This window comes from Pseudomonas sp. FG13 (assembly GCF_057809755.1).
On sequence record NZ_JBMDKO010000012.1, the window covers coordinates 94,751 to 107,950 of the forward strand.

The window sequence follows — 13,200 nt, forward strand, 5'->3', positions numbered from 1 at the left end:
GCAGGCCCTATCGGCCGTTATCCGTTTTCAGCACAGATGCGTGCGACGCAGGGTTTGCGAAGGTGTCTCGCCGAACAGGACCCGATAGTCGCTGGAAAACCGGCTCAGGTGCCAGAAGCCCCAGCGTGCCGCCACCTCTTGCACACCCTGGACTTGATCGCCGTTGCGCAGCTCACGGCGCACGGCATTGAGGCGCAGTGCCCGCAAATAAGCCACGGGATTGATACCCAGGGTCTCCTGGAAGCAATACTGCAATTTGCGCCGGCTGGCACCGATGTGGTTGCACAGATCAAGGATCGACAGCGGCTCGTCGACATGGGCCAACGCGTACTCCCGGGCCCGGTCGACCATGCGCTTGCGCGCCGTGGGGCTGAGGGGCGATGCCTCGTCCGGCGCCACCAGTTCCAGCATGTGCAGCATCACCGTATCCCGCAGGCCGCGACGGATCGACTCGTAGCCCAGCAATGATTCCCGTCCCTGGTCGCTTTCCAGCTCGCCGAACAGGGCCGCCAGTTCAGCCGGCAGCGTCGAGTCGCCGAGGCGGTAACACTTGGGAAGATCGGTAATTCGAAAACGACTGCCCTGCCGCTCCAGCACATGCGCCAACGCTTGCTCGTCGATGGCGACACCCAGCACGTCCAGATGCTGGGGCGTGCGCAACTCAGGCAAGTTCTGCCCCCGGGCCACCAACAGGCTGGGCTCGAGGATCGGATGCCCGGAGCAAAAGACCGGACCGTCCGCCACCAACGGCATGCTGAAGGTGATGGCCCCTTCCCAGGCCGTCCCACGCTTGGTCATGGCCTGGTTAGATCGGTCGCGCACCAATTGCATCCAGTCGGAACGGAATTCGATCAACTCGCCTTCGAAACGCCCTGGGGTCAGTTGGTCGTAACAGACCTGCCAACCGCCCATGTTCCGGGCATGCTCATCGATGTCGACGGTACGGAACCGATTGACCGGCGATGCGATGGTGTTGTTATTCATTGACCCGACCTTCATCGATTCCTGGGCTGGTTGGGCAAAGATCAGGCAAGTTCCATTCCGTCTCCCAGGCGCACCGAGCAATTGTGCCGAAAATGGATAATCGACCCGGCATGGATTGCCTTCCGGTGTATAAAGCACAATGAAATCGACCTCTTGAACCTCCACGCCACCATGAACGAAATGCCCCGTGACATCGACCTCGCCACCCGGTCGATCACCCAACCACGCACGCTGGTCTTCCTGGCCTATCCGCATATGGGCCTGTTGGACCTGACCGGCGCCCAGACGGTGTTCTGGGCGGCAACCAAAGCCATGGCCGAACACGGCCTGCCCGGCTACGCCGTGCATACCGCCAGCCTCGCCGGCGGATTGATGCGAACCGCCGAGGGCCTGGTCGTGCAAACCTGCTGCCTGCGCCAGTTCGACGACGTCCTGATCGACACGTTGATCGTCCCCGGCGCGCCCGACATCCGCCAGGCGATGATCGATTGCGTCGACCTGGTCGACTGGCTGCGCCATGCCTCGGCCAAAGCCCGACGCACCGCATCGGTGTGCAGCGGCACGTTCCTGATGGCCCAGGCCGGCTTGCTGGACGGACGCCGCGCCGCGACCCACTGGGCCATGTGCGACATGCTCAGGGACTGCTTCCCGGCGGTTGAAGTGGACCTGGACGCGATCTTCATCCAGCAAGGCCACGTGTGGACCTCGGCGGGGGTCAGCGCCGGCATCGACATGGCCCTGGCGCTGGTGGAAGCCGATTGCGGTCGCGACGTCGCCCTGCAGGTGGCCCGGGAGCTGGTGGTGTTTCTCAAGCGCCCTGGTGGCCAGGCGCAGTTCAGCCAGCTGTTGCAACTGCAAACCCAAGACAGCGCCAGCTTCGACGAGCTGCACCTCTGGATTGCCGAACACCTGGGCGACGACCTGACCATCGAACGGCTGGCCCGCCAGGCGCGGATGAGCCCGCGCAATTTTGCCCGGGTCTACAAGCGCCGGACCGGGCGAACCCCGGCCAAGGCCATCGAGCTGTTCCGCCTGGAAGCCGCGCGAAGGCTGCTGGAAGACTCCCAACGCAACATCGACCAGATCGCCCGGTCGTGCGGCTTCGGTGACGAAGAGCGGATGCGTCATACCTTCCAGCGCCACCTCTCGATTTCACCTCGGGACTACCGCAAGCGCTTTTCCCGCTGACCGGGCTGGGGCCTCCAACGATTACCTCAACGAGCATGACTTCGTCCATGAGCGACTTCTCCTACACACAATACATACGTTTCCGGACCCCAGACTCAGGTATCGGCCCGCGCGAACAGGTGCCGATGCTCCCCCAGGAGCAGGCCTGGGCCCATGACTATGCGGCCCATCATCGCTTCAACTGGATCGTGGTGCTGATGCCGCCGCTGTGCTTCGGCCCCCTGTTGCCTCCCATCGCATTCATCCTGGGGTTGTTGCTCTATCGAACGCTGTTTGCCCCTGGCCTGGACCTGGACCCCATCATCGGTGAGTCCCTGGGATGGCTGGTGGCCGCGGTGGTGCTTTTCACCATGGCCTGGGCCCTGCGAAATACCCTGCGGGACAAACACGACCCGACCAAACGCTACTGGCAGTCCATGCCGGATCAGGGAGTGGTCGAGCTTGAGCGCCATACCCTGGTCTCGGGTTTCTGCCTGTGGTCCAGCGACTATGACTTCGACTGCAACACCCTCATGCTCTGGGTCAACGATAAAATCGAGCGCGTGCAAGACAGCGGTGTATCGCAGTGGATCCTGGCCAGGACCGAGGCGGGACACTGGCTGGTGCTCAAGGAGCAATTCCCGGGCAACTTCACCTACGCTCGGATTGGGCAGACACCTGCGCCGAGCAAGCACCTTCAACCACGGCAGCATCTAGCGATTGCCTTTGCCCCCGGCACCCAGCTGCCGCTGGGCCGGCGTTTCGACGGTGCACCGATTTCCCTGATAGACACGTCGTACTGGCTGGCTGGCGATGAACTCAAGCGCCTTGCCGAGGCCGCCCATCACTGGAGCTTTTTTCCTCCGGAGCGCTACGCCGTGATCAACGAGCAGGATGCCGAATGGGTGCAGCGGCTGGTGGCGAAGGCGCAAGCCAAGGTCGACCCCGAGGGATACGCCTCGAAAGACGATTAGTCCCCGCAGCGCTCAAGCGACCTTCCGGGCGTCCTGATGCTCGGCGCGCTCGGCCACGAACGCGCTGCAACGGGAGCGCAACCAGCACTCCCCCGGATCATTGTGAGAAGCACCGCCCCAGACCATCGACAACGCGTGCTCGGGCAAGCGGATCGGCGCCGGCTCGGCTCTCAGGCCCGCGGACATCGCCATTGCCTGGGCAACGTAGTCGGGCACGATGGCGATCATGTCGCTGTGGGCCAACAGCACAGGCAAGGCGCTGAACTGCGGCACGGTCAGCACCACCCGGCGTTGGCGCCCGATCAGGCTCAAGGCGCGATCAGAATCATCGATGACATTGCCCATGGACGACACCACTGCGTGGGGTCGTTGGCAGAACTCGTCCAGCGATAATTCGCCGGGCTGCGAATCGGCCCGCAGCAGCATCGGCCGGATCTGGCGCAAGTCCTTGCGCCGGGCATTGGCCGGCAGCTCCAGGGTGTGGCTGATACCCAGGGTGATTTCCCCACTGGTCAGCAGTTGGGACATCTGCCATTGATCGGCCCGGCGCACCACCAATGTGGTGCCCGGCGCCTCGACCCGCAGGCGGCGCAACAGCTCCGGCAGCAACGCGTATTCAACGTCATCGGACAGTCCGACATGAAAGGTCGCCTCACTGGTGGCCGGATCGAACGCCTGGCAGCGACTCAGGGCCGCGGCGATGCCATCCAGCGCCGGGCTCAGGTTGGCAAATATCTCCTGGGCCCGTGACGTCGGCTCCATCAAGCGGCCCGAACGGATGAACAAGGGGTCATCGAACATCAGCCGCAAACGAGCCAGTGCGCTGCTGATCGTCGGTTGACCGAGAAACAGCTTTTCACCGACACGACTGACATTGCGCTCATGCATCAAGGTCTCGAAGACAACCAGCAGATTGATGTCAGCACGACGCAGGTCATTTCTGTTCATCATAGTCGTCGCCCCAGGCGCCAGGCCATTGAGTCAGGAGTGGACAGAATCATCGTCGGCCTTTTCATCGAGACGCACCGGCGACGGTATGCCTGGCAGGTTATGTCCGCCGTGGTGCGCTTGTCTGTTGTACCTAGGGACAACCCATTCAACCTTTAGGCAAGCCCACCGATACTTCGGTATGCAGCGCTTCAGGACCGTGGCGCAATTTCAGGGTTTTATGTCCTACCGGGTGGCCAGCGGCACTTTTAAGATGCAACGATTTCCATGACGCGGAAAGCCGGACTCAGTGAGGCCACCCAAGGCACTTCGTTGCGGTTCGCGTGGCCCCTACTCACTTGTACTAGATCGTTTGGGACACCCAATGACGCCCACCTACTCCACCTGCCAGGCCATCAACGATGAGCCGCTCGTTTATATCGTCGACGACGATCAACCGCTGCGCGAAGCCCTCGGCGGCCTGTTGCGCTCCATTGGCCTGCAGGTCGCGTTGTTCGGCTCGGTGACGGAGTTCATGCAACACCCTCGCCCCGACCAGCCCAGTTGCCTGGTGCTGGACGTGCGGCTGCGAGGCATCAGCGGCCTGGACTTTCAGCAACAGCTGGCAACGACCAATATCAACCTGCCGATCGTGTTCATGACCGGCTACGGCGATATCGCCATGACGGTGAAGGCCATGAAAGCCGGCGCAGTGGATTTCCTGAGCAAACCTTTCCGGGAGCAGGACTTGATCGATGCAGTGTCCGCCGCCCTCCAGCGGGATCGGTTACGCCGCGAGTCCGACCTTAGCCGTCGGGCGCTCCAGGACTGTTACGCCACCCTGACCGCCCGAGAACAACAGGTGATGGGCCTGGCCGTGTCGGGCCTGATGAACAAACAGATCGCCGGGGAAATCGGCCTGAGTGAGATCACGGTCAAGATCCACCGGGGCCAGGCCATGCGCAAAATGTGCGCGCGCTCGTTCGCCGATCTGGTGCGCATGGCCCAGGCACTGGACATGTATCGCGCCGGGTGAACGTTCATACCCAGGTATAACTTGGCGGGGTGGCAGGACAAGGTATCTTGCAGGGAAGACGGGGCCTTTATGGCGACCTGACATCACCTTCGGTACCTAAATGTCCAATACCGCAATTATTTCAGTGGTCGATGATGATGAGTCCGTTCGAATCGCATTGGACGGTCTCTTGCGCTCCAGCGGCTATACCGTTCGCACCTATGCCAACGCCTTGGACTTCCTGTCCTCCGGCGGTCCCGAACAGACCGCCTGCCTGATCTCGGATATCACGATGCCCGGCATGAGCGGCATCCAGATGTATAACCAACTGGCCGACCAAGGCGTTCACATCCCGGTCATTTTCATCACAGGGCATCCCGCCCCGATGCCCCGGGTCAAGGCCGGTGCAGCGGAGCCGGTGGCATTCTTTCCCAAGCCGTTTCGCTGCGCTGAACTGATCGCCAGCATCGAATCGGTGCTCAATCGGCCGGTCGACTGAATAACCACACATCCTTGTGGGAGCGAGCCTGCTCGCGATAGCGGTGGGTCAGCTTGCATCCATGTTGAATGTACCGTCGTCATCGCGGGCAAGCCCTAATGCCAGTCAGTCAAGGATCAAACGGCACAAACCTTGTGGGAGCAAAGCTTGCTCGCGATAGCGACAGATCAGTCAACATTGTTGCTGACTGACTTACCGCAATCGCGAGCAAGCTTTGCTCCCACAGGTCGGTGGCTTAACTGATCGGCATTAGGGCAAGCCCGGCTCCCACAGGTTCTGCGGCGCTCACAAAAGCCGCGTTCAACCCCATCGCTCTAACACCTTCGTATAGATCCTTCATACCCAGACGTGCCCCCGCTGACCTTATGTAGAAGTGTCGGACGCCGAACCGACGAATACCATTTCCTACAGCGAACCGAAGCTGAATGCATGAAGCCACGCACGTTCGGGTACCTCGCGACACGGTCACGCTGAAACAGTTGAACAATTCAACGTATCGATTTTGTCTTCGGGAGCACATCATGAAACAGCATATTCTGGTAGTTGGCGCAGGTTTCGGCGGGGTATGGAGCGCGTTGAGCGCGGCCCGCCTGTTGGACCAGCATGATCGCAACGATGTGCAGATTACTGTCCTGGCGCCCCAGGCGGAGCTGCGGATCCGGCCACGTTTCTACGAGCCTGACGTCCATACGATGAAGGCCCCGCTGGACGAGTTGTTCAACGCGGTCGGGGTGAATTTCGTGCAGGGCTCGGCGGACAGCGTCGATGCCGAGCGCAAGCAAGTGGGCTATCGCGACGCCTCCGGCATCCAAGGCACGCTGAACTATGATCGGCTGGTGCTCGCCGCCGGCAGTCAGTTGATGCGCGCTGACTTCAAGGGTGTGATCGAGCACGCCTTCGATGTCGATGAAATCGAGCAGGCAACCCGCCTCGAAGCTCATATCAAGTCCCTCGCAAACCGCCCGGACAGTCCCGCCCGCAACACCGTGGTGGTGGCCGGAGGCGGCTTTACCGGGATCGAAACCGCAACCGAAATGCCCGCCCGCCTGCGCGCCGCCTTGGGCGAACAGGCCAACATCCGGGTGATCGTCGTCGACCGCGCACCGCAGATCGGCGCCTCCCTGGGCGAAGGCATCCGCCCTTCCCTCATCGAAGCCTCGGCTCACCTGGGCATCGAATGGATTCTCAACGCCTCGGTCGAATCGGTGGATCCCAGCGGCGTCACCCTGTCGAACGGCCAGCGAATCGAGTCCAACACCGTGGTCTGGACCGTGGGCTTCCGCGCCAGTCCGTTGACCGAACACGTACCCGGCACCCGTGATCGCCAGGGCCGGTTGCACGTCGACGGCAACCTGAAGGTGTTGGGCCAGGACCATATCTTCGCCGCCGGTGACGTGGCCTACGCCGCCACCGACACCGTGGGCAACTACGCGGCGATGTCCTGCCAGCACGCCATTGCCCTGGGCCGCTATGCCGGCAACAATGTCGCTGCCGACCTGCTGGGCGTGGCTCCGATGACCTACAGCCAGCCCAAGTACGTGACCTGCCTGGACCTCGGAGCCTGGGGGGCGGTGTACACCGAAGGTTGGGATCGCCAGCTCAAATTGGTGGGCCAGGAAGCCAAGGACCTCAAGACCCAGATCAACTCGATATGGATCTACCCGCCCGCCGCCGACCGCGCGGCGGCCCTGGCAGCGGCCGACCCGTCGATTCCGGTGGCGTGATTTCACTTTCCGACTCCGGCCAGATCCCTCCTTTCTGAGCCGGTTTTTCCCAGACACCCGCCATGGAAGGTTCGGCGGGTGTTTTTTGCCGGCCAACACTGAGGTGACTGACAGACCGCCATCGCGAGCAGGCTCGCTCCCACAGGGATGGTGAAACAGTGACCTCGCGACCAGCCCACAACCAGTGTGGGAGCGAGCCTGCTCGCGATGGCGGCGGATCAGCTGACGACAATCGGCGCATCCTCAGGCTCATCCACCGACGCCGCGACCTCCGGGACAAACGCAAAACCTGCTGCCTCCCAATCCCGCCAGTCAGGTGTCTCGTCCGGCAGCCAAGGCCATGGAATCGGCGCGATCGGCACGGCAGTCCATTTGCCTTGCACCTCCGCCTGCCAATACCACCACGCCTCCACCTGGCCGGCCTGCTCCACAGCCAAAGGCAGGAAGTCATCGTCCCCGCGCTCAAGTGGAACCAGCTTCCAATCCGGGCGGAGCTTCTTCTGGATACGACGCAGACGTTGCGTCTGCAGGTCCAATAGAACGGCAGGCAACTCGTCATAGCTGCAACTGCGGCGCTTGTTTTCAACGCCCACGAATTTGGAGAATCCCAGTGACTGTTGCCCCACTGCCAGCGCGTCCAGTTCCTCACCGGTACGCACATGGAAAACGATGGCACCCAGGTCCAGTGCACTGTCATTGAGGCTCGCTGCCGGCCCCATCTGCGCAAGGATGTAGAACTGGGAAGGAAATACTGCCTCCTTGAGATTCCTGTCCTGAATGATGTTCCACCGGCACGTCTTGTTCAGCCGCCAGTTGTCCGGGGATGCCGTGCTCTTGATTTCCAAGGTCACGCCCCAGGTCAGTTGCAGGTCGAACACATCGCCGTGAGGCTGCACCTGGTAGTGTTTTTCAATGCTGCGGGTCAGATCGCCTTTGCGCGGGGTATAGGTGGTCAGCGCTCGTACCGTATCACCGACGATGTCGTCGCAATGGGCAATCAACTTCTTTGCCACCAGGTACTCGATCAGCACGCCTCGTAATACGGGCACATTCATATTGGAGAAGGCCCACTGCCAGAAATCATTGGCCGTGTGGGGCGTGATGGCATCGCCCATGGAGAAGGTCGTTCCTGCTTCCAGAAAGCGCTTCAGATTATCGATTTGCATGTCATCCCTGTCATTGAGCCCAAATGAAGGCTAAATGATGGCGCTTTTCCGCAGGCAATTCCACTTCGCCCCTGTTCGGTAGTAAAGCCAATGGCTTCCTCGACAGCGGTCCTCCTCGCACCAGCCCCGCACCCTTTCATCACTCCAGTAACGAGACGATCCGCGGCTCGATCGAGCCTGCACTCACCTCCAGCAACCCCAGCGTCACCGGCAGTTTGAAACGCCGCCGGCCGGCGCTGCCGGGGTTCAGATACAAGCGCTCGCCACGCCATTCGATACCCGGCTTGTGGGAGTGCCCCGTGATGACCACCTTCACCCCCGGGTCGAGTGAAGCCGGTACATCGGCAATGTCATGCACCAGCAGAACCTGCCACCCACACAGATCGAATTGCAGGCTATCGGCAAGCTGCCTGGCCCAATCGGCATCCAGGTCGTTGTTGCCGCGCACCACATACAGCGGAGCAATGCATGCCAGTTGTTCGAGGATCCCGGGGCTGCCGATGTCTCCGCCATGAATGATCCGATCGCATCCCGCCAGCGCGGCAAGCGCTTCGGGGCGGAGTAATCCGTGGGTATCGGAAATGACACCAACTTTCATAAGAGCTTCCCACTGCGTCTGTGCCAACGTCGATCTCGCAACTGGCTAATGTGCTGGAATTGAATAAGATAGGCTGCGCATCCATAGTGCGCAGACTTGTCGTAAAAGGAAATGTTGATGCTCGGACGCAAACGGCCGGAGCCAAGAGGCGAAAGCCCTGTCGAGGATTTCGACCCCCAGGCTGCGCGGCCAGGCGCGGCATTGAGGCTGACCATCAGTTTCATGCTGGTGGTGGTGATAGCCTTCCTGTCCGTTGAAGGCTGGAGGACATGGCGTGACTACCGTGCTGCATTTTCGGCCGCCCGCGATTCGGTGACGAACCTGGCGCGGGCGACGGCCCAGCATGCCGAAGACACCATCCGCCAGGTGGACGTCGTCACCGCCGCACTCAGCGAGCGAGTGGAAGGCGACGGGTTCGAAAACATCGATATCCCGCGCCTCCATAAACTACTGGTGCAGCAATCCGCCATCATGCCGCAACTGCACGGGCTGTTTATCTATGGGCCCGATGGGCAATGGGTGGTCACGGACAAGGAGACGATCCCGGAACCGGCCAACAACGCGGACCGTGACTATTTCCAGTACCACCGCACCCACACGGATCGAAACGTACGCATCGGCGAAGTCATCAGGAGCCGGTCCACCGACGACCTGATCATTCCCATTTCCCGACGCCTGAACAATCCCGATGGTTCGTTCGCCGGCGTGCTGCTTGGAACGATCAAGGTCAGCTACTTCGTGGACTACTACGGCGACTTCAAGATCGACGACAAGGGCGCCCTGGTCCTGGCCCTGCGCAACGGCACCATTCTGGTACGGCGCCCCTTCGTCGAGACGGTGATCGGCAAGAGTCTGGTCAATAGCGTGATCTTCAAGAACTTCCTGCCGACATCGAACCAGGGTACTGCCGAAGCCCGCGCCGTGATCGACGACACCGAACGCCTGTACGGCTACCGCGCCCTGACTACGTACCCGTTGGTGGTGGAAGCCGGCCTGTCCCGGGACTCCATCACCGCGCCCTGGCGCCGCGACCTGCTCAAGACCGGCTTCGTGCTGGTTTTCCTGATCGCCACCCTGGTCGGCTTCGGCCTCATCGTCCTGAGCCAACTGCGCTACCGGATCATCATGGAAAAGCAGATCCGTCATGCGCACCAGAGCATGCGGGACATGGCGCTGACCGACAGCCTCACCGGGTTGGGCAACCGTAGGAAGCTGGACCTTGCCTTGACCGATGAGCTGCGCCTGGCCAAGCGCCAGGGCTCTTCCCTGGCCCTGATCATGCTCGATGTCGATTACTTCAAGCGCTTCAACGACAAATACGGGCACGCCGCCGGGGATGACTGCCTGCATGCCATTGCCGGGGCGATCCAGGACGCGGTCAAACGACCGGGGGACCTGGCGGTCAGGTACGGTGGCGAAGAATTCACCGTGCTGCTGCCCAATACCGACGGCACTGGTGCCGCCAAGGTCGCCCAGGACATTCTTGACGCCATCAGGGCGCTGGACATCGAACATGTCGACCATCCATTGGGCATCGTCACGGCCAGCGCCGGCATCACCACTACCCAGCCGGGCACGGTGGACGTAACGCCCGCCATGTTGATCAAGGCCGCCGACGCCTTTTTGTACCTGGCCAAGAACACCGGGCGAAACCGTTGGTGCAGCGCCAGCGCAACGTCGGCTTGACCCTGTTGGGAACCGCCGTGCATCGGTCCGGATCGCACAAATCCAAGTCCACAGGTGTCGGCAAGGCGCCTGGCGGCTACAATGGTCGCTTCGACCGTGACCAGCCTGACTAAAAATACATGTCCTTGCCCAAACATCATCTGGAATTGCTCAGCCCTGCCCGCGACGTGACCATCGCCCGCGAGGCCATCCTGCATGGCGCCGACGCCGTGTACATCGGTGGCCCGAGTTTCGGCGCGCGTCACAACGCCTGCAACGAGGTGGGCGATATCGCCCGGCTGGTGGAGTTCGCCCACCGCTACCACGCCCGGGTGTTCACCACGATCAACACCATCCTCCACGACAACGAGCTGGAGCCGGCCCGCCAGTTGATCCACCAGCTGTACGATGCGGGTGTCGATGCGTTGATCGTCCAGGACCTGGGGGTGATGGAGCTGGACATTCCGCCGATCGAACTGCACGCCAGCACCCAGACCGACATCCGTACCCTGGCCCGGGCGAAGTTCCTCGACCAGGCCGGTTTTTCGCAACTGGTGCTGGCCCGCGAGCTGAACCTGCAGGAAATCCGCGCCATCGCCGACGAAACCGATGCTGCCATCGAATTCTTCATCCACGGCGCGCTGTGCGTGGCATTCTCCGGCCAGTGCAATATCTCCCACGCCCAGAACGGACGCAGCGCCAACCGTGGCGACTGCTCCCAGGCCTGCCGCCTGCCCTACACCCTCAAGGACGACCAGGGTCGGGTCGTCGCCTACGAAAAACACCTGCTGTCGATGAAGGACAACAACCAGAGCGCCAATATCCGCGCCTTGGTGGAAGCCGGCGTGCGCTCGTTCAAGATCGAGGGGCGCTACAAGGACATGGGCTATGTGAAGAACATCACCGCCTACTACCGCCAGCGCCTGGACGACGTCCTCGAAGACCGCCCCGACCTGGCCCGCGCGTCCAGCGGTCGTACCGCGCACTTCTTCGTGCCCGACCCGGACAAGACCTTCCACCGTGGCAGCACCGACTACTTCGTCAGCGAGCGCAAGATCGACATCGGTGCCTTCGACTCACCGACCTTCACCGGCGTGCCGGTGGGCGTGGTGGAAAAAGTCGGCAAGCGCGACCTGCAGGTCGTGACCTTCGATCCGTTGTCCAACGGCGACGGCCTGAATGTGCTGGTCAAGCGTGAAGTGGTGGGCTTCCGGGCCAACATCGCCGAGCCCAAGGGCGAATTCGAAGAAGACGGCCAGAAGCGCTACCGCTACCGGGTCGAGCCGAACGAAATGCCAGCCGGGATGTACCAGTTGCGCCCCAACCACCCGTTGAGCCGCAACCTGGACCATAACTGGCAGCAAGCCCTGCTCAAGACCTCATCCGAGCGCCGTGTCGGCCTGGCGTGGAACGCGCGCCTGCGCGAAGAGCGCCTGGAACTGACGGCCACCAGCGAGGAAGGCATCCGTGCCAGCGTCGCCCTGGACGGACCGTTCGGCGTGGCCAACAAGCCGGAGCAGGCCCTGGAGCAATTGCACGACCTGCTCGGCCAACTGGGTACCACCGAATACCACGCCACCGCCATCGAGCTGGATGCGCCCCAGGCGTTCTTCATTCCCAACTCGCAGCTCAAGGCGTTGCGGCGCGAAGCCATCGAAGCCCTGACCGCCGCCCGCGTCAAAGCTCACCCACGCGGTGGCCGCAAGGCCGAGACCAGTCCGCCACCGGTGTACCCGGAGTCGCACCTGTCGTTCCTGGCCAACGTCTACAACCAGAAGGCCCGGGACTTCTATCATCGCCATGGCGTCAAGCTGATCGACGCGGCGTTCGAGGCTCACGAAGAAACCGGTGAAGTGCCGGTGATGATCACCAAGCACTGCCTGCGCTTCTCGTTCAACCTCTGCCCCAAGCAGGCCAAGGGCGTCACCGGCGTGCGCACCAAGGTCGCGCCGATGCAGCTCATCCATGGGGATGAAGTCCTGACACTGAAGTTCGACTGCAAGCCTTGCGAGATGCATGTGGTCGGCAAGATCAAGGGCCACATCCTCGACCTGCCGTTGCCGGGCAGCACGGCGCAGCCGGTGGTCGGGTACATCAGCCCTGAAGACCTGCTCAAGACGATTCCTCGCGCACCGCATTAAGCAATGCCGCAATGGCCTGTGGGAGCGGGCTTGCTCGCGAAAGCGGTGGATCTGTCACTGAAACGCTGACAGGACCGCCGTCATCGCGGGCAAGCCCGGCTCCCACAAGATCAGGTGGCATATGCAAAGACCGCATACACCCTGAGTCCTCTGTGGGAGCGAGCCTGCTCGCGATAGCGGTGGGTCTGTCACGCAGATGTTGAATGTGCCGCCGTCATCGCGAGCAGGCTCGCTCCCACAGTGGCGCTGCCCGCCTGGTTGTTTTTCATTTCTGCGCCGTTTTTGCTTGAGTGTGCGACAAATCCACCTCATAGGCTCCCTGCCCGCTGGGCAGCAGTGT

General features: G+C 62.0%; 11 protein-coding genes. 7 read left to right on the top strand and 4 right to left on the bottom strand.

Annotation, left to right across the window (positions count from 1 at the left end; genetic code table 11):
* Positions 1-27: 27 nt before the first annotated feature.
* On the bottom strand, positions 28-984 hold the full coding sequence (locus ACODTO_RS12930; RefSeq protein WP_489106543.1) for a helix-turn-helix domain-containing protein: 957 nt from the start codon (positions 982-984) through the stop codon (positions 28-30).
* 180 nt (positions 985-1,164) lie between these two features.
* Here ACODTO_RS12930 and ACODTO_RS12935 point away from each other — a divergent pair, with 180 nt between their 5' ends.
* Both ACODTO_RS12935 and ACODTO_RS12940 read left to right on the top strand, forming a co-directional pair.
* Positions 1,165-2,172 carry a GlxA family transcriptional regulator gene (locus ACODTO_RS12935; RefSeq protein ID WP_489106557.1) on the top strand — a complete coding sequence of 336 codons (1,008 nt, stop codon included), beginning with the start codon at positions 1,165-1,167 and terminating at the stop codon, positions 2,170-2,172.
* Between the two features lie 47 nt (positions 2,173-2,219).
* Positions 2,220-3,125 carry a hypothetical protein gene (locus ACODTO_RS12940; protein WP_041024100.1) on the top strand — a complete coding sequence of 302 codons (906 nt, stop codon included), beginning with the start codon at positions 2,220-2,222 and terminating at the stop codon, positions 3,123-3,125.
* 12 nt (positions 3,126-3,137) lie between these two features.
* On the opposite strand, the gene ACODTO_RS12945 is transcribed toward ACODTO_RS12940, so the two are convergent.
* Positions 3,138-4,076 (bottom strand): LysR family transcriptional regulator, encoded by a 939-nt coding sequence (locus ACODTO_RS12945; protein WP_489106544.1) that lies wholly within the window; start codon positions 4,074-4,076, stop codon positions 3,138-3,140.
* A gap of 361 nt (positions 4,077-4,437) precedes the next feature.
* Here ACODTO_RS12945 and ACODTO_RS12950 point away from each other — a divergent pair, with 361 nt between their 5' ends.
* The 3 genes from ACODTO_RS12950 to ACODTO_RS12960 all read left to right on the top strand — a co-directional run bounded on the left by ACODTO_RS12950 (position 4,438) and on the right by ACODTO_RS12960 (position 7,290).
* Positions 4,438-5,088: a response regulator transcription factor gene (locus ACODTO_RS12950; protein ID WP_175363918.1), complete on the top strand. Its 651-nt coding sequence runs from the start codon at positions 4,438-4,440 to the stop codon at positions 5,086-5,088.
* 100 nt (positions 5,089-5,188) lie between these two features.
* Positions 5,189-5,566, top strand: a complete 378-nt coding sequence (locus ACODTO_RS12955) for a response regulator transcription factor (protein ID WP_139643444.1) — start codon at positions 5,189-5,191, stop codon at positions 5,564-5,566.
* Positions 5,567-6,087: 521 nt separating this feature from the next.
* Entirely contained in the window at positions 6,088-7,290 is a 1,203-nt protein-coding gene (locus ACODTO_RS12960; protein ID WP_175386210.1) for an NAD(P)/FAD-dependent oxidoreductase, read from the top strand.
* 218 nt (positions 7,291-7,508) lie between these two features.
* Here ACODTO_RS12960 and ACODTO_RS12965 read toward each other — a convergent pair whose 3' ends face one another.
* Together ACODTO_RS12965 and ACODTO_RS12970 are read right to left on the bottom strand one after the other, a co-directional pair.
* Positions 7,509-8,456 carry a hypothetical protein gene (locus ACODTO_RS12965; RefSeq protein WP_139643449.1) on the bottom strand — a complete coding sequence of 316 codons (948 nt, stop codon included), beginning with the start codon at positions 8,454-8,456 and terminating at the stop codon, positions 7,509-7,511.
* Between the two features lie 139 nt (positions 8,457-8,595).
* On the bottom strand, positions 8,596-9,054 hold the full coding sequence (locus ACODTO_RS12970) for a metallophosphoesterase family protein (RefSeq protein WP_464709093.1): 459 nt from the start codon (positions 9,052-9,054) through the stop codon (positions 8,596-8,598).
* A 117-nt stretch (positions 9,055-9,171) separates the two neighbouring features.
* Between ACODTO_RS12970 and ACODTO_RS12975 the strand changes: the two genes are divergently transcribed.
* Together ACODTO_RS12975 and ACODTO_RS12980 are read left to right on the top strand one after the other, a co-directional pair.
* Positions 9,172-10,740: a sensor domain-containing diguanylate cyclase gene (locus tag ACODTO_RS12975; protein WP_489106545.1), complete on the top strand. Its 1,569-nt coding sequence runs from the start codon at positions 9,172-9,174 to the stop codon at positions 10,738-10,740.
* 119 nt (positions 10,741-10,859) lie between these two features.
* On the top strand, positions 10,860-12,860 hold the full coding sequence (locus tag ACODTO_RS12980; RefSeq protein ID WP_139643458.1) for a peptidase U32 family protein: 2,001 nt from the start codon (positions 10,860-10,862) through the stop codon (positions 12,858-12,860).
* The last annotated feature ends 340 nt before the right edge of the window (positions 12,861-13,200 follow it).